The following is a 16793-nucleotide window of genomic DNA, read 5'->3' on the forward strand; positions in this document are numbered from 1 at the left end:
GGAAGCATGCTCTACAACACCACCCTCCGCCCCTCCTCCGCGGCCCAATACCCCGCGTAGTTCACCTTGATCGTCTCATAGGCCAGCGCGAGGTCGGACACCGGCTGCCGCCCCGTCGCCACGCATTCCATGAAGTCCTGGATCTCCTGCAGATAGCCGCGCGTCCATTCCTCCTCGAGGCAGACATATTGCCAGCCGGTTTTGCGGTCGACCTTTTCGGTGATGTAGACGCTGGCGAGCTTCTCCTCGGACGTCTGGTAGCTCATCAGATGGTTGTTCGGGGTGATGTTGGCGAACAGCGAGCCGCCTGACGTGTACGTCTCGACCAGATTGCGCACGCCGCCCATGATCATGTCGCCGGAGAACACGGTCGCCTTGGTGCCGTCCGAGAAGGTCGCGGTCAGCGTGCCCCAGTCCTCGACATCGACCGGATTGGCCTTGATGTAGGTGCGCTCCTCCGGCTTGAGGCCGGCTGTGACGTTGCCGACATCGCCGGTGACGCTGGCCACGCGGATACTCTCGCCGCGCGCCTTCGCTTCGACCTGCTTGAGGTAGAGCACGGCGGAGAGCGGATGGCAGCCCATGCGGATCAGCGAGCCGCCTCCGGTCATCGCCCATTGCGCGGCATGGGCCGCGTGCGAGCCGGAATGACTCTCCTCGCCCTTCATAAAGAGGATCTTGTCCTTGGTCGCCTTGATGATCTCCGCGGTCTTGGTCACCGCGGGCGCGTAGATCCAATCCTCGGCATACATGAAGAGTTTTCCGGTGCGCTCGATCGCGGCGCGCGTCTTGTCCATCTCCTCCAGCACGCGCTCATACATCAGCGCCTTCGGCACGTGCTTGCCGATCGGCTGCTTGTCGCCGTCGCGGCCGAAATAGCCGGCGAACGGCTTTTCGCAGATCACGTGCTTGCCGGCCTGCATCGCCGCGACGATCATTTCGGCATGAAGATTGGGCGGCGTGCAGATGTCGATGACGTCGATCTCGCGGTCGGCGATCAACTCGGCAAAGCTGCGATAGACCCGCGGGATGGTGTGACGGCCAGCGAATTCGACGACATGGTCGCCGCGTGCGGCCACCGCCGCGACTTCGACGTCCACGCCATAGACGCGCCGGAACGCATACATGTGCAGCTCCGATACGAAGCCGCAGCCGACGAGTCCGACCCTGATCCCAGCCATAGTGCCCCCTTGCTTTGGGCGGCACTATAGCGCGCTGGCTGGCCTATTCCACGGAGACTCGCACCACGCCGGCACTCATCATGCCGAGCGCGCGGGCGGCCGGCACCGAGAGATCGACGATACGGCCGCGGATGAACGGGCCGCGATCGTTGACGCGACACTGGATCGAGCGGCTGCCATAGGAGACCCTCAGCACGCTGCCAAACGGGCGCGTGCGGTGTGCACAGGTCAGTTCGCCGCCTTTGCCGGCTTTTGCGTAGCCGTAATAGGAGGCGAGCCCGCTTTCGGCATGGGCAACAGAAAATGGTGAAAACGAGAAAGTAGCGAGACAAAACAATAGCGTCGGCTGCGCGCGCACGGCACCGCTCCGGGTTGGCCCAGACCCGTCCCGCAAACGTCAGTTTGTTCCCTTCAGTTCCTGGAACTGCCGGGTCGGATCCCGGCAGTTCCATCACACATTGTTACTGTTTGTGAAAAACCAGCGTGCGCACCTCGATGCTTTCACGCGGCGCGGCATCATCAGGCGTGGTCGGATCGACGAAGGCGGTGTGCGGCCCGAAGCGGGTGCGGCCGTCGGTTGCGGAATCGTAGCACTTCAGCAGCAGCGCCTCGTCCGGTGTCATCTCCGGAAAATAGAACCAGCGATGATCTGGATTGTATTTCACCGAATAGGTCTCGCCGCGGCGGCTGGGATAGATCAGGTCGGACGCCACGAGATCGCCGGGCGCAACCGTGGTGCCGTCGGCCATCGCCAGCGGTGAATCGCGCAAGGGACCGCGGATCGGCCGCCAGAGATTGATCACCTGCACGCGGCCCTTCAGCAGCTCTTCGGCTTCGTCAGGCAGATGCTCGCGCACGCGGTTGGCGCCGGAGACCGCGGTCTGGTCGACATGGACGCGCGTGGCCGGCTGGCGCGGGCCGCCGCCGCGAATGTCGGCGGCGCCTTCGACGCGCTTGCGCACGGTATGGTCGAAGATGACGACGCGGTCCGCCTTGAGCGTCGCGCGCAGGAACGCCTCGACGGCGGGATAGTAGACCGCCCTCACCTCTGCGTCGTCGTAGAAGTCTTTCACCTGGGTTGGATGACGCACCAGCGCAAAGCCCTCACGGTCGAGCGAGAAGTTTTGCGCGATCAGCCGCGCATCGAAGATCGGCACTTGATGCGGCTCCGGCAGCGACGTGCTCTTGGGCTCGCCCGGCGGCGGGTCGAAAGCGTAGGTGCGCGGTTTTCCCGCGGTCGGCGCGAGATAGTTCAGTTCGGCAGTGACGAAGGGAAGCGATTCGATTCTCGTTTCTTGCAGGCCCATGGCCGGTCTCCCGATGTGGTCGTCGGATTGATTTTTGACGGGGTGCGAAGCGGCGCAAGGGAGGCGGTGCAAATAGCAATGGGGATGTTGTCGGCGGCGTGAAGCGCAGAACGAACGTGTCGAGGATGGCTATCGGGCTAGAAGGCGCACCCTCGTTTCACGGATGCTTGAGCGTCCTGTGAGTTCTCGTGCCCCATCTCTCCGAGAGCATCCTGCGTGGCATGGGTCCCGGCTCTGCGGAGCAGCGTTGCACGCTGCACCGCGTCCGGGACACGAGAGGCGGATCATTCCGCGGCCTGGCCGCGAACGGCCTGACGCCTGGCAACCAGCTCGCGCGTCAGCGGGATCAGCTCGCGGCCATACTCGATCGCGTCGATCAAGGGATCGAATCCGCGGATCAGGAAATGGCTGATGCCGAGATCGTAATAATCGCCGAAGACTTCGGCGACCTGCTCGGGCGTACCGACCAGCGCGGTGGTGTTGCTGTTGGCGCCGGTGAGCTTTGCGATCTCGGTCCACAGCCGCTTGTCGATGCGGCTGCCCTGGTCGGCGAGCGCGAGCAGGCGCCGCGCACCGGCGGTGGCGTGGCCATCGGCGGGCTTGCGATAGCCGGTCTTGTCCTGCAGCGCGGTGGCACGCGCCAGAATCTCCTCCGCCTTCTCCCAGGCCAGCTTCTCCGTGGGCGCAATGATCGGGCGCACCGAGAGGCTGAAGCGCGGCGTCGGCCGGCCCTGCCGGACCGCGGCGTTGTGGACGCGCGCGGTCACGTCACGCACCTGCGCGTAGGACTCGCCCCACAGCGCAAAGGTGTCGGCGTGCTTGCCGGCAACATCGATCGCCGCATCCGAGGCCCCGCCGAAATAGACGCGGATGCCTTCGGGGCGATACGGCTTCACCTGCGAGAAGGCGTTCTCGACCTGGTAGTACCTGCCCTTGTAGGTGAACGGCTTCTCGCTGGTCCATTCCAGCTTGAGGATATCGAGAAACTCGGAAGTGCGGGCGTAGCGCTCGTCCTTGTCGTCGAGCGTGTTGCCGTCCTGCCTGAGCTCGGGGGCATTGCCGCCGGTGATGACGTGGAGCGCAACCCTGCCGCGGGAAAACTGGTCGAGCGCTGCGAATTGCCGCGCCAGCAATGTCGGGGCAGTGAAGCCCGGCCGCTGCGCGATCAGCACGTTGAGGCGGGAGGTCACGTTGAGGACGTGCTGCGCCACCTGGAGCGCGTCGGGCGAGGTCGAATGAAATGCCAGCAGCGCGCGATCGAAGCCGGCATTCTCATGCGCCTTCGCCACCGTCTCGATGTGGGTGGGGTTGAGGACCGGTCCCTCGCGGACGACGGTCTCGGACGAATTGTTGTTGCTGATGAAGCCGATGAACTCGATCGACATGATCGTCTCCCTGTTGATCTCTTAGAGCCCGAGCGCAGCGCGGCCGAGGCCGATACGCGTGGAATCGTCCTGCGGCGTGTGCACCCGGCCGCACAGCACGTCGCGATAGTGCCGCTCCAGCGGATTGGTGCGGGACAGGCCGTGATTGCCGGTGAGTGACAGTGCATCCTCGACCACGGCGACGGCGTTGTTTGTGACGGTGAGCTTGATGACGTTAGATTCGGCCGCGGAGAGCGCGACACCGTCGTCGAAATCGCCAGCGAAGGAGGCGATCAGCCGCGCATCGACCGCGAGCCGCGCCTCGATGGCGCCGAGCATCTCCTGCGCGCGGGCCAGGGTCGCGAGCGGCGCGCCGAGGCTGGCGGGCACGCGCTGCTTCAGGAACGTGATCAACCAGTCGCGCGCGGCGCGGGCGACGCCGTCATAGATCGCCGCGACGAAGACCGTGTGGACGGCGGCCTGTGCAACGTCGGGCGCGCGCCAATCCTGGGGCTTGCGCACATCGACCTCGGCATCGAGCGGGATCACGACGTCGTCGAAGATGACGTCATGGCTGCCGCTGGCGCGCAGGCCGTGATGATCCCAGGTCTCGACGATGCGCGTGCCCGGCAGGCCCGCCGGCACCAGGAATTGTCCGACGCGCGGCTCGGCCTCATCCGTCCGCGCCCAGACCAGGTACCATTTCAGGATCGGCGAGCCTGTCGAATAGATTTTGTGGCCGGAGAGGCGCCAGCCGGTCTCGGTACGCCGTGCGATCGTCGACGGCAGGCCGCCGCGGGCGGGTGAGCCGAGCTCGGGCTCGACCCGCAGCGCGTTGACGAGCGCGAGGCCGTCGACGCTCTCACGCGCAAGCTTGCGCGACAGCCGCACCGGCCAGGTCGGGCTGCGCGCCATGACGAGATGGTTGATGTAGTGCATCGAGAGCACAAGCGCGGTCGACGGGTCGGCCTTGCCGATGACGCCGAGGACGCGCGCGGTGTACCTTGCGCCCGCGCCTGCCCCGCCATGGATTGCCGGCACCGTCAGCGACAGCAAGCCCGCTTCGGACAGCTCGCGAAAATTCTCGAAGGGAAAGCTGCCGGTGCGGTCATGCTCGGCTGCGCGTGCTGCGAAACCTTCGGCCAATGCTTCGGCCCGCGCGACGTAGTCGGGCTCGCTCTGGGCCGTGCGCCCTTTGGCTGCGGATGTCACCATGTGGCGTCCAGCCCCAGCAGGCCGAGGATCTGGCGGCGGAGGTCCGCCAAATAGGGATCGCCGCGATGGCGCGGATAGGGCCGATCGACGCGGATGTCGGCCTTCACGCGGGCGGGACGATCGCTGAAGACGATGACGCGGTTGGCGAGCACCAGCGCTTCCTCGGCGTCGTGGGTCACGAGCAGCGTGGTAAAACCCTTGCGCTGCCAGAGTGAGACGAGCTCCGCCTGCATCGTGATGCGGGTCAGCGAGTCGAGCTTGCCGAGCGGCTCGTCGAGGATCAGGATCTTGGGATCGTTGACCAGCGCGCGGGCGAGCGCGACGCGCTGCGCCATGCCGCCGGAGAGCTGGTGCGGATAGGCGTTGCGGAACGAGGCCAGCCCCACGAGATCGAGTGCGTCGTCGACGCGGTGACGCTGACTCTTCAAAATGCCCTGGGCCTCGAGGCCCAGGGCGACGTTGTCCCAGACCGACCGCCAGGGAAACAGCGTCGGATCCTGGAACACGACCACGCGCGAGGGATGCGGGCTTCTGATGCGGCTTTCATCCTCCCGCAATCTTCCCGCCCGGGGTTTGTCGAGGCCGGCGACGAGGCGCAGCAAGGTCGACTTGCCGCAACCGGAGGGACCGAGCAGCGCGACGAATTCGCCCGGCTCCACGGAGATGCTGACATCGCTGAGCACGGGCAGCTCCGTACCGTCGATGTCGAAGGCGTGGCTGACCTGCTCGATGTCGAGCGCGGCGCCGGCCGCCGGATGCGTGACGGCTTCGGCGAGAGCTGCGGTTACCATTTCACAGTCCCCTTCTGCCAGACCAGCAGCCGATCGCGGATTGCAAACAGCAGCGTGATCGCGCCGGAGCAGAGCAGCGACATCACGATCAGTGCCGCATACATGTTGGCGTAGGCGGCCCAGCCCTGCGCCCATTGCAGGTACCAACCGAGCCCGGCCTTGACGCCGATCATCTCGGCGACGACGAGCACGGCGAAGGACGAGCCCAGCCCCATGAACAGTCCGACGAAGACGTGCGGCAGCGCGGCGGGGATCGCGACCTTCAGCACCAGGAAGGACGGCTTGGCGCCCAGCGTGCGCGCGACGTCGTAATAGGCATTGCTGACGCTCGCGACGCCCGACCAGGTCAGCACGGTGACGGGAAAGCCCGTTGCCAGCGCGATGAGGAAGGTCGAGGCGCTCCAGCTCGACGGGAAGGTGAAGAAGGCGATCGGCAGCCAGGCCGTTGCCGGCAACGGGCCGATGAAGCGCAGCACCGGATGCACCCAATAGCCGACCGCGCGCGACCAACCGATCGAGACGCCGGTCAGGAAGCCGACCGTGACCCCGATCAGATAGCCGCCGAGCTGGAGCTTGACCGAGGCGAAGACGCTGTCGAGCAGCTTTGGCAAATCGTCGGTATAGACCTCGATGATAGACTGCGGCGGCGGGAAGAACGGCAGCGGCAGCCAGGCGAACTTTGCCGTCGCGACCTCCCACAGCGTCAGGAAGGCGCCGAGCGCGACCAGCCAGGGCGCGCGCTTGCGCAGGGCCCTGCCCGCCGATCCCAGATAATCGGCACCGACGGTGCCGAACAGCGCGATGGCCGCGATGACGAAGGCGGCGATGCCGAGCGAATGCGTGCGCGACCAGTCGCCGACATCCTCCCACCACAGGCAGGACAGGCCGAAGGCGATCCAGGCGATGCTGGCGAGCACGCCGACGCCGGATTCCCTCGCCCAGTTCGCCAGCAGCGGCGTGCGGGAAAGACGCGGCGCGCCGGAGGCGAGCCCGTCAGACAGCGAATACGTCGACATAGATGCGCTCCGCGAATTTGGCCGTATCGGTGCTCGGCTTGAAGACCTGCACGCTCTTGAGATCGTCGGCATAGGCCTTGAGCTCGCGCTTCAGCACATCGCCGACGGGATGATGATGGTGGGTGTGGTAGCGCACCATGCCCTCGATATCGGCGAGCGTGGCCGCCTTCGGCGCGTAAGGCTGGAACGATTTTGCGGCGGCCGTCGCATTCTGCGAGCTGAACATCGCGGCATCGAGCAGCGCCTGCGTGATGGCGCGCGCGACCTGCGGCTCCTCCCGCACCAGGCTGCCGCGCAGGCCCAGGATGCAGCAGCTCTTTTCGCGAAATTCGCCGTCCAGATTGGAGGCGACTTCCTTGTACTGGGTGTCCTTGAGCCAGAGATAGGCCAGCGGATCGGAGGACAGGAACGCCTGCACCTCGCCCTTCTCCACGGCGACGTTAAGGAGGTTGCCGGGATAGGCGCGCCAGTCGACATCCTTGTTGGGATCGATACCGAGCTTGGCGAGCTGGATCGAGAAAAAGTTCTTGTCGGGACCGGCGAGATCGCCGACCGCGACGATCTTGCCCTTGAGATCGGCGAGCCTGGCGACGCCGGAATCGGCGCGCGACAGTACGCGCATGCAACCGCCGTGGGTGCCGGCGGCGATCTTGACGTCAAAGCCCTGCTCCAGCGGCTTCAGCCAGCGCAGCGCCATGCCGAGGCCGGCATCGCTCTTTCCCGTCGCGATCGCCTCGAGCAACTGGTCAGTCGAGCCGGAATAGTTGACGAGCTCGACGTCGAGATTGTGCTTCTGGAAGAAGCCGTGCTCGATCGCAACAGGCACGGGCGCGAGGCAGACGGCGCCGGCGTTCCACGACAGTTTCAGCTTGCGCGGCGCGCCGGTGAGCGCGGGTGCGTCCGAGGCCGTCCGGCACAGCGGAAATTCCGAGAAGTCGATGCCGGATGCAATCCCGCGCGGCGCAAAAGCCTGCGCGCCCAGCGCGCCGAGTGGCGCGGCGAAAGCTGCCGCAAGCCCCGCCTGGAGCAGATGGCGCCGGTCGAGCCCCCGTCCGCCGCGCTTGTCGTCGCTGTTCATCAGTCCCCACTCCTGCGCTGGCACGACTCCGCTATGTGCGCAACGCTTCACGTTGCGCATGGTCCGTACGGAGCTGCGTTGAGAGAAAATTATTCCGTCGGCGTTTGTCGCGCCGCGTTGATGCGATGCGCAAATCATGCGGCGCACTCGCCGCATCGTCAATGAAATGGAATTTCGAATGTGATGCGAAGCGAGGTCATTCTCTCCATCGGCGCGCGCGAGAACGATGAAACGATTTTCGTGAATGCGGTTGCTCCCGGCGATCGCCACGAGCGCACATCTGCTTAGATCCCGTGCATCTTTCTCTCGCAAGAACGTCGTGTTCTCGCGCGCAAGGATTCAATGAAACGTCCTTGCCCGATGCGCGCGCAATACGGTTGGCCATTTCATTGACTGCACTTCGCGCGGTCATAGACTTGATCGTCTCGCTGCATCGCTCGCTCACGCGTCGTGAGCCAAAGTCACAAGCAAGCAACAAGACAGGCTATATGAGCATCAACTCCCACGATCATTCCATTACCCGCCGGCTCGCCGCATCGCTATTCGCCGCCGCCATCACGCTGTCGACGACTGCCGCGTCGTTCGCCGCGGACACCGTCGTGCTGCGCGTCGGCGACCAGAAGGGCGGCAACCGCTCGCTGCTCGAAATCTCCGGTTATGCGAAGGACCTGCCCTACAGAATCGAATGGTCGGAATTCCCCGCGGCGGCACCGATCCTGGAAGCGCTCAACGCCGGTGCGCTCGACGTCGGCTACACCGGCGATCTCTCTTTCCTCTCGGTCTACGCCGCCGGCGCGCCGATCAAGGCGATCGGCGGCACCAGGTCGGATGCGAAGACGCAAGCCATCCTGGTGCGTCAGGACTCGCCGATCAAATCGGCCGCCGACCTTAGGGGTAAACGCCTCGCCGGCACCCGCGGCGGCTGGGGCCAGTTCCTGATCGACGCGACGCTGGAGAAGGCGCAGATCAAGCTCGAGGATGCGACCTTCGCGCCGCTCGGCCCCGTCGATGCCAAGATCGCGCTGGTCGCCGGCTCGATCGACGCCTGGGCGGTGTGGGAGCCCTACGTCTCGTTCGCCACGCTGAAGGACAGGGCTCGCGTGATCGCCGACGGCGAGGGCCTGACGCCGACCATCACCTTCATCGTCGCCTCCGACAACGCCATCGCCACCAAGCGCGCGGCGGTGCAGGACTTGGTGCAGCGGCTGAACAAGGCGCGGCTGTGGTCGCTGGATCACGTTTCCGAATATGCCAGGAACACCGCCGAGCTGACCAAATTGCCGGAAGACGTGCTGCTGTCAGCCTATACCGCGCAGCGTACCAGCCCGATCGTGATCGACGAGAACGTGGTGAAGGAGGTGCAGGAAGCCTCCGACCGCTCGACGCGTTACGGCATCCTGCCCAAGAAGCTCGACGTCAGCAAAGCCGTCGACCGCAGCTTCACGGCTGCGGCGGCGGGATCGAATTGACTCCCCAATGGATGAACTCAACGCCCCAACAAAGGTGCGTTCCCTCCCCCCTTGTGGGGGAGGGTTAGGGAGGGGGGTAGCCCAAGAAGAGGTGCGAGTGATGACGCACAGAGGACGGGCGCGACGGAGAGAATCCCCGTGTGGCACCCCCTCCCTGCCCCTCCCCCACAAGGGGGGAGGGAACGGAGAGAGCGCAGCTATTGTCCGAACTCAATTCGACTTCGATCCTTCGCGCTCTAAACGCTGGCAGGCCTCGCTTCAAGCCCGGCCCGCTGCATCTCGCCGCGATCGTGCTCATGCATTTCGCCTGCATGAGCCTGATCGTGTGGCTCTCGCTCTAGCTTCGCGCGATCACCAATATCCGCGATAATAAGGCCGGTAGTACGCGCGAGGCCGGTAATAGCCATAGCGGTAGCCGTAGTACGGACGGGGACGGTAATAGGAACGATATCCATAACCGTAACCCGGACCATAGGCGTAACCCGGTCCATAGCCGCCATAATAGGCAGGCGCATAGCCATAGCCGCCGTAATACGGGCCGCCGCCGTAATAGCCGTAGCCATAAGGCGCGCTGCTGGCGATGGCGCCGCCGATGATCGCGCCGGCCGCAAGGCCGCCAAGACCCCAGCCCCAGCCCCCGCCCCAGCCTCGGCCGCGCCAATGCACCTGCGCGACATCGTCACCAACAGCGGCCTTCATGGTCGCGACGTTGGTCGGCAGCGGGGCCGCTGCCGCCTGTTGAATTTGGCCGGCCATGACCACGCCGGCGACCGAACAGGCAATTGCCGTTTTCCAGATCCTCATCGACTTGCTCCCTGTCTGACGTCTTGCTTGGAAAAGGATCGCAGCAGCATGATCGGGCATCTTTGCGCCAAGTCAAAGCCCGGATTTTCAAAGCCCGGATTTGCGTGCGGCGCACAAGCCTCGTCCAAGCATCGTCCATGCCTCGCTACGAGCCGGCTGCCGGCATGCAAGGCGGACCAACGAGCCCGCTCTGCCCGACGTGACACCGGCGCGATGCCGGAGCCCCGCGGCCAAGCATTAAGCTTCTCGCCTGCGCAACCAACAACCTACTTCACGATTGACTATTCGTACCGCTACTATCGGTTCCAATGGCGCGAGGCTTCTCGCGACAAATAGCCTCGGCCTGCGCCGGGTGTGAGTGGGAGGAATGACATGAGTGCCGCGAGACCCGAGCCGCTTGCCCGTCAGGCGCTGGCGTTCGTCCTGGCTGGCGGACGCGGCAGCCGGCTCCTGGAGCTGACCGATCGCCGCGCCAAGCCGGCCGTCTATTTCGGCGGCAAGTCCCGCATCATCGATTTCGCGCTGTCGAATGCCGTCAATTCGGGCATCCGCCGCATCGCAGTCGCCACCCAGTACAAGGCGCACAGCCTGATCCGGCACCTTCAGATGGGCTGGAACTTCTTCCGCCCCGAGCGAAACGAGAGCTTCGACATCCTCCCCGCGAGCCAGCGGGTCTCCGAGAACATGTGGTATGTCGGCACGGCGGATGCGGTCTACCAGAACATCGACATCATCGAATCCCACGCCTGCCGCTTCATCGTGGTGCTGGCCGGCGACCACATCTACAAGATGGACTACGAGGTGATGCTGCGCCAGCACGTCGACAGCGGCGCCGACGTCACCGTCGGTTGCCTGGAGATGCCGCGGACGGAATCCTCGGGCTTCGGCATCATGCATATCGACGAGAACGGCTGGATTCAGGAGTTCCTGGAGAAGCCGAAGGATCCGCCGCCGATGCCGGGCAAGCCGGACGTCTCGCTCGCCAGCATGGGCATCTACGTGTTCGACGCGAAGTTCCTGTTCGAGGAGCTCAAGCGCGACGCCGATGACCCGAACTCGAACCACGATTTCGGCAAGGACATCATTCCCTACCTCGTCAAGAACGGCCGCGCGATGGCGCACCAATATTCCACCTCCTGCGTGCGTTCCGGCAGCGACCCCCGCGCCTATTGGCGCGACGTCGGCACGGTCGATGCTTATTGGGCCGCCAATATCGACCTCACTGACGTCGTGCCCGAGCTCGATTTGTTCGACAGCTCCTGGCCGATCTGGTCCTATGCGGAGATCACGCCGCCGGCGAAATTCGTTCATGACGAGGAGAGCCGGCGCGGCCAGGCCGTGAGCTCGCTGGTCTCGGGCGGCTGCATCATCTCCGGCGCCTCGCTGCGCCGATCGCTGCTGTTCACCGGCGTGCGCATCAACTCCTATGCCAATGTCGAGAACGCCGTGATCATGCCCTATGTCAGTGTCGGCCGCGGCGCTCGCCTGAAGAACGTCGTGATCGACCGCGGCGTCGAGATTCCGGAAGGACTCGTGATCGGCGAGGACCCGGCGTTCGATGCCAAGCGCTTTCGCACCACCGAGCAGGGGATTTCGCTCGTCACTCAGCCGATGATCGACAGGCTCAATACATGAGGCCTGTTCGCGTCCTCGCGGTCGCTTCTGAAGTCTATCCCATCGTCAAGACCGGCGGCCTCGCGGATGTCGCCGGCGCGCTGCCGATCGCGCTGAAGGCGCATGGCGTCGAGATGCGCACCTTGATGCCGGGCTATCCCGACGTGACGCGGATCGTATCGAACGCGGAGGAGATCCGGAGCTGGCCGGATTATTTCGGCGGGCCGGGCCGGCTACTCGCCGGCTCCCATGACGGGCTCGACCTGTTCGTGCTCGACGTGCCGCATCTCTATGCGCGGCCGGGCAATCCCTATGTCACCACCGAGGGCGTCGACTGGCCGGACAATGGCGTGCGCTTCGCCGCACTGTCGCGCATCGCCGCCGATATCGGCCACGGCCTCGTCCCCGCCTTCGTGCCCGATGTCGTGCACGCCCATGACTGGCAGGCCGGGCTCGCGCCGGCCTATCTGCACTATGACAATCGCCCGCGACCCGGCACCGTGATGACCATCCACAACATGGCCTATCAGGGCAAGTTCGCTCCCGAGCTGATCGGTGCGATCGGCCTGCCCTGGCACGCGTTCAACGTCAACGAAATCGAATATTTCGGCGGCATCAGCTTTTTGAAGGCGGGCCTGCAATACGCCGATCGTATCTCGACAGTGTCGCCGACCTACGCGCAGGAAATCCAGAGCGACGAAGGCGGCATGGGGTTCGGCGGCCTGCTGCGCGCACGCGCGAACGTGCTGAGCGGCATCCTCAACGGCATCGACATCTCGGTTTGGAATCCGCAGGACGATGCGCACATCGCCTACCGCTACGGCGCCGAGGACCTGACGTTCCGGGCCGCGAACAAGGCGGTGCTTCAGCAGCAGTTCAATCTCGATTCCTCCGACGAAGCGCCGCTGCTCGGCGTCATCAGCCGGCTGTCCTGGCAGAAGGGGCTCGATCTGCTGCTCGAGGCCATTCCGACCATTCTGGCCGAAGGCATGCAGCTCGCGCTGCTCGGCAGCGGCGACCGCGATCTCCAGGATCGCTATCAGGCCGCAGCCCGCGCCAATCCCGGTCGGATCGGCGTCGTGATCGGCTATGACGAGATCCTGGCGCACCTGCTGCAGGCCGGCTCGGACGCGCTGATCGTGCCCTCGCGCTTCGAGCCGTGCGGCCTGACCCAGCTCTGCGCACTTCGCTACGGCGCCGTTCCGATCGTCTCACGCGTCGGCGGGCTCGAGGACACCATCGTCGATATCAGCGAGGCCGACGCCGCCAACCGCGATGCCACCGGTTTCAAGTTCGCACCCGTGACGGCGGAGGCCCTCGCCGGCACGCTGCGCAAGGCCAACACCGCCTTCCACGACAAGCCGACCTGGCGCCAACTGCAACGACACGGCCTTGCGACCGACGTCTCCTGGCGCAACCGCGCCGGCGACTATGCCGCGCTCTATCGCGGGCTCATGGCGGAGCGCGCCTGAGGCAATGACCATCGTCGAATCCATGCTATAGAGCCGGCATGGACCCGTTCGTGATCAAGCTGATCGGCTTTGCCGCCGCCACCTGCACCACCGTGGCCTATGCGCCGCAAGCCATCAAGGTGTGGAAGACCCGCTCCACCGGCGACATCTCGCTCGGCATGTTCCTGGTCATGGTGCTGGGCCTCGCGCTCTGGCTGATCTACGGCCTGCTCTCGGGCGATGCGCCACTGGTCGCCGCCAACGCCATCACCATGCTGCTCGCCGGCGGCATTTTGTTCATGAAGCTGAAATACGGGTGAGCTTGCGCGATGCGTAGGGCGGATTAGCTCCCGGCTGCGCGAAGCGCAGTCGCGGGCGTAATCCGCCACCTTCATTGCCGCACGACGGCGGATTACGCTTCGCTAATCCGCCCTACGGAATCAACAGAATACGTAGGACGCCATCGCGACGCCTGCGACCTCGTCGACGAAGACGCGCTTGCCGATATCGCTGCCGGCGGCGCCGGCGGCCACCATCAGCGGCAGCAGATGGTCCTCGCGCGGATGCGCCAGGCGCGCGCTCGGTGCGTTCTCCCAATCGACCAGCATCGCGTTGCGGCGGGCCGGATCGGGGTTGCTGATCGCCTCGTTCAGATAGGCCTCGAAATCAACCGAGACCGGCTTGGACTCCGGCCGGTTGAAGCCGCGCATGTTGTGATAGGTCAGCCCGCTGCCGACGATCAGAATGCCTTCATCGCGCAGCGAGGCAATCGCCTCGCCGACCCTGACGTGCTCGGCCGCATCGTATGCAGACTTCAGCGACAGCAGCACGATCGGCATGTCGGCGTTCGGATACATCAGGCCGAGCGGCACGAAGGTGCCGTGGTCAAAACCCTGGTTGGGATCCTCCCGGCATTCCAGGCCGGCGCGCGTGAGCAGCGCCTTCACCTCGGTCGCGAGCTCGGGCCGGCCCGGCGCCGGATATTTGAGGTGATAGGTATGCTCGGGGAAACCGTAATAGTCGTACACCATCGGCGGCTGCGCCGAGGTCGAGACGGTGAAGGCATCGGCCTCCCAATGGCCGGTGATGACGAGCACGGCCTTCGGCCTCTCCGGGAGAAGCTGCGGCAACCGGCCGAACTCTTCGGCGGTTCTGGCATATTGCACCCGCCGGTCCTCCATGAAGGGCCAGGGGCCGCCGCCATGCGACAGGAACAGGGTCGGAAATCGCGTCATGGGGCTCGTCTCATCGGCACTCTGCGCGTGCCCGCGCGTTCGGCGGCGAGCATAGGCAAACCGGCATGGTTAGCAAGTCGTTAACGATTTGCCGCCCAAAATCCCGGCGTGGCCGAAGCAGTCGGCCTGAAGACAAGTGAGACGTGAGATGAAGAAGTTTGCGCTGGGGGACGTCGTCAACAGTGACAAGGGCCGCCGCGGCATCGTTCGCGCCGCCTTCAAGTCGCGCGAAGGCCAGCAGTTCTACGCCGTCGAGAAGGACGGCGCGATGGACTATCTGGAGGAAGGCCGGCTGACGCCGGCGCCCCGCGTCGAGCTCGCCGCTTAAGTCCAGCTCATTTTTTACTCTCGCCTGCGATCCGGTCGAGACGCTCCGACCAGGGTTCGTCTCCGCTCGCGATGTGATCGTTCGCGATCAGCAGCAGGCGATCGCGGCCAGCGACGGAATCCCAATGCGGCAGACCGGGACCGTTGGGATCGCCGCTTCTGGCGAAGTTGATCCAATAGGACCGCATGCGGCTCGCGGCCTCGCGATCAGCCCGCGAGAAGATGCCCGCTCCCGGCACGCCTTCTGCGCCGAAGATGAATTGCAGCTCGCGCCCGTGCCCAGGCCCAGGATTGACGCGACGCGCCTCGGGCAAATAGGCGAAGCGATAGCGAAAGGTCGCCGCGCCGCTTGCGGCATGCAGGCGCGCCAGCAGTCTTGCGGGCTCGGAAAAAACTTTGTCGGTGTAGAATCTTGCCGCAATATCCGAAGGCCTGGCGAGAGAAGGCTTGGCGAGATCGGGATAGAGCTTGCGCAGCTCATCGCTTGTGAGGCCTGACGCTTCAAGCTCCTCCTTGGCATCGAACTCGCCGTCGAAACCCGTCTCGTCGTCGTTCGAGCCGATGATGAGGGGAATGCGGCTTTGATGTCCGGCCGCAAAACCTGCAGCGATATTCTCGGTCACCAGAGCTCCATCCATCATCGGCGCGAAGCCGAACCGCGATTGCTCCAGCAGACGGCTCTCGGCGGCAAGCAGGCGTCGCGGTTCAGCTGCGCGCAAATCCGCCTGCGGTCCGAGCGCTGCCACGAATTGCCGGCCCATCGCCTGCGCGTCCTGCGCCGAGCGCAGAGGCGCGCGACCGGGCACCGATTGCAGAATGGCCTTTTGGAACAGACCACGCGACTGCGCAGACAGCATCAGCAGCGCGATCGATGTCGCGCCTGCGTCGCTGCCAAACAAGGTGACGTTGTGCGGATCACCGCCGAAGGCTGCGATGTTGTCATGAACCCAATGCAGCGCGGCGATCTGGTCCATCAGGCCGTAATTGCCGGAACCGCCGTCCGTCAGCGCGGGATCAGCGAGCCAGCCGAGCGCGCCGAGGCGATAATTTGCGGTCACCACGATGAGGCCAGCCTGCGCCAGCCTGGCACCGTCGAACAGCCGCTCATTCGCGGTGCCACTGATGAATCCGCCGCCATGGATAAACATCATCACCGGCAGCGGGCCGTCGACCCCGAAGGGGCGGAACACGTTCAGCGTCAGGCAATCCTCGCTCGCATCAGGCAAGGACGGCTGAAGGCACGGCGCGCCGTAATCGTAGGCGGTGTGCATCTCCGAACTTTCGGGCGTCGGCTGCGGCGGTCGCCAGCGCAATGCACCGACCGGCGGCGCCGCATAGGCCAGTCCCTTGAACGAGGCCACCTCACCTTCGACGGCGCCGAGAATCTGTCCTTCACGCGTCAGCGCGAATGGAAACTGTCCGACCGGCTGCGCCACGGCCGAGCCGGCGCAACACAGGACAATGGAGGCCGCAAGAAGCGCGAGCAGGGATCGCATCTTCGGTGCATCTCGATACGCGGAACGGTTTCCTGCAGGTTACGTCCGCCGCCATCGGCGGGGCAAGCCTGCCGGCTCGCACTAACCGCGCTTTGCGAGAATCTCCGCCAGCGCGTGCCGCGCGACGATGCCCAGCTCGCCGAGCGTGGAGTGCCCGGCCCGCGCCGCTTCGATCAGGCGTTCGGCGATGAACCTGCGGCTGTCGTGATCGCCGCCATGCGGCAATTGCCTACACGTCTGCTCCAGGACGACGTCCATGTTCGCTTTGGTCCGCTCACTCAACTCTGTCATGACGTCCGGCCGGTACGCGTGGCTTGTAACCGCAAGCATACACAGGCGGATCGGGCATGATTAGCCCGGGCTATCACGGCCATTGTGCATCGCGGTGCGTGTAGTGCCGCAACATTCACGCGGCCACGATGACGCCGCAAACGCCTACCCAAGA

At 65.1% G+C, this 16793-nt stretch carries 17 protein-coding genes; 5 read left to right on the forward strand and 12 right to left on the reverse strand.

Translation table 11 applies throughout. From position 1 onward, the window contains the following. Window positions 1–11: 11 nt before the first annotated feature. From GA0061098_RS22560 to GA0061098_RS22595, 8 genes are all read right to left on the reverse strand, one after another. Window positions 12–1181: a Gfo/Idh/MocA family protein gene (locus tag GA0061098_RS22560; RefSeq protein WP_091961259.1), complete on the reverse strand. Its 1170-nt coding sequence runs from the start codon at window positions 1179–1181 to the stop codon at window positions 12–14. A 43-nt stretch (window positions 1182–1224) separates the two neighbouring features. Then, window positions 1225–1539, reverse strand: coding sequence for a septal ring lytic transglycosylase RlpA family protein (locus tag GA0061098_RS22565; protein ID WP_091961261.1), 315 nt, complete (start codon window positions 1537–1539; stop codon window positions 1225–1227). Between the two features lie 103 nt (window positions 1540–1642). Next, complete coding sequence (locus tag GA0061098_RS22570; protein ID WP_091961265.1) at window positions 1643–2488, reverse strand: CmcJ/NvfI family oxidoreductase; 846 nt, start codon at window positions 2486–2488, stop codon at window positions 1643–1645. A gap of 284 nt (window positions 2489–2772) precedes the next feature. Beyond that, window positions 2773–3873, reverse strand: a complete 1101-nt coding sequence (locus tag GA0061098_RS22575) for an LLM class flavin-dependent oxidoreductase (RefSeq protein WP_091961269.1) — start codon at window positions 3871–3873, stop codon at window positions 2773–2775. A gap of 21 nt (window positions 3874–3894) precedes the next feature. Continuing rightward, on the reverse strand, window positions 3895–5067 hold the full coding sequence (locus GA0061098_RS22580; RefSeq protein WP_091961274.1) for an acyl-CoA dehydrogenase family protein: 1173 nt from the start codon (window positions 5065–5067) through the stop codon (window positions 3895–3897). Next, a complete protein-coding gene (locus tag GA0061098_RS22585; protein ID WP_091961279.1) occupies window positions 5061–5858 on the reverse strand; it encodes an ABC transporter ATP-binding protein in 798 nt (265 codons plus the stop codon). The genes GA0061098_RS22580 and GA0061098_RS22585 overlap by 7 nt, the downstream gene beginning before the upstream one ends. Continuing rightward, window positions 5852–6874 (reverse strand): ABC transporter permease, encoded by a 1023-nt coding sequence (locus GA0061098_RS22590; protein ID WP_091961283.1) that lies wholly within the window; start codon window positions 6872–6874, stop codon window positions 5852–5854. Before GA0061098_RS22590 ends, GA0061098_RS22585 begins: the two co-directional genes overlap by 7 nt. Next, window positions 6852–7952 (reverse strand): ABC transporter substrate-binding protein, encoded by a 1101-nt coding sequence (locus GA0061098_RS22595; protein ID WP_091961875.1) that lies wholly within the window; start codon window positions 7950–7952, stop codon window positions 6852–6854. Before GA0061098_RS22595 ends, GA0061098_RS22590 begins: the two co-directional genes overlap by 23 nt. 488 nt (window positions 7953–8440) lie before the next feature. Between GA0061098_RS22595 and GA0061098_RS22600 the strand changes: the two genes are divergently transcribed. After that, on the forward strand, window positions 8441–9421 hold the full coding sequence (locus GA0061098_RS22600) for an ABC transporter substrate-binding protein (protein ID WP_091961879.1): 981 nt from the start codon (window positions 8441–8443) through the stop codon (window positions 9419–9421). A 351-nt stretch (window positions 9422–9772) separates the two neighbouring features. Here GA0061098_RS22600 and GA0061098_RS22605 read toward each other — a convergent pair whose 3' ends face one another. After that, the gene (locus GA0061098_RS22605; protein ID WP_091961288.1) at window positions 9773–10225 is read right to left on the reverse strand and encodes a hypothetical protein; all 453 of its coding nucleotides are present in this window, start codon (window positions 10223–10225) and stop codon (window positions 9773–9775) included. A 372-nt stretch (window positions 10226–10597) separates the two neighbouring features. On the opposite strand from GA0061098_RS22605, the gene glgC reads away from it, so the two are divergent. Genes glgC through GA0061098_RS22620 form a run of 3 tightly spaced genes read left to right on the forward strand, consistent with a single transcriptional unit; the run spans window position 10598 to window position 13610 of the window. After that, window positions 10598–11860, forward strand: coding sequence for a glucose-1-phosphate adenylyltransferase (gene glgC, locus GA0061098_RS22610; protein WP_091961292.1), 1263 nt, complete (start codon window positions 10598–10600; stop codon window positions 11858–11860). Beyond that, the gene (glgA, locus tag GA0061098_RS22615; protein ID WP_091961296.1) at window positions 11857–13311 is read left to right on the forward strand and encodes a glycogen synthase GlgA; all 1455 of its coding nucleotides are present in this window, start codon (window positions 11857–11859) and stop codon (window positions 13309–13311) included. Before glgC ends, glgA begins: the two co-directional genes overlap by 4 nt. A gap of 38 nt (window positions 13312–13349) precedes the next feature. Beyond that, window positions 13350–13610 carry a SemiSWEET transporter gene (locus GA0061098_RS22620; protein WP_028145410.1) on the forward strand — a complete coding sequence of 87 codons (261 nt, stop codon included), beginning with the start codon at window positions 13350–13352 and terminating at the stop codon, window positions 13608–13610. A gap of 120 nt (window positions 13611–13730) precedes the next feature. On the opposite strand, the gene GA0061098_RS22625 is transcribed toward GA0061098_RS22620, so the two are convergent. Then, the gene (locus GA0061098_RS22625) at window positions 13731–14525 is read right to left on the reverse strand and encodes a DODA-type extradiol aromatic ring-opening family dioxygenase (protein ID WP_091961301.1); all 795 of its coding nucleotides are present in this window, start codon (window positions 14523–14525) and stop codon (window positions 13731–13733) included. A gap of 148 nt (window positions 14526–14673) precedes the next feature. On the opposite strand from GA0061098_RS22625, the gene GA0061098_RS22630 reads away from it, so the two are divergent. Further along, the gene (locus GA0061098_RS22630; protein WP_028145412.1) at window positions 14674–14853 is read left to right on the forward strand and encodes a hypothetical protein; all 180 of its coding nucleotides are present in this window, start codon (window positions 14674–14676) and stop codon (window positions 14851–14853) included. A gap of 7 nt (window positions 14854–14860) precedes the next feature. Here the strand turns inward: GA0061098_RS22630 and GA0061098_RS22635 are convergent, their stop codons facing one another. Next, window positions 14861–16348: a carboxylesterase/lipase family protein gene (locus GA0061098_RS22635; RefSeq protein WP_091961305.1), complete on the reverse strand. Its 1488-nt coding sequence runs from the start codon at window positions 16346–16348 to the stop codon at window positions 14861–14863. Between the two features lie 81 nt (window positions 16349–16429). Beyond that, on the reverse strand, window positions 16430–16678 hold the full coding sequence (locus tag GA0061098_RS22640) for a hypothetical protein (protein WP_091961310.1): 249 nt from the start codon (window positions 16676–16678) through the stop codon (window positions 16430–16432). Window positions 16679–16793 lie beyond the last annotated feature (115 nt).

Origin of the sequence: Bradyrhizobium shewense, from assembly GCF_900094605.1 — a bacterium.
GTDB classification, from domain to species: Bacteria; Pseudomonadota; Alphaproteobacteria; order Rhizobiales; family Xanthobacteraceae; genus Bradyrhizobium; species Bradyrhizobium shewense.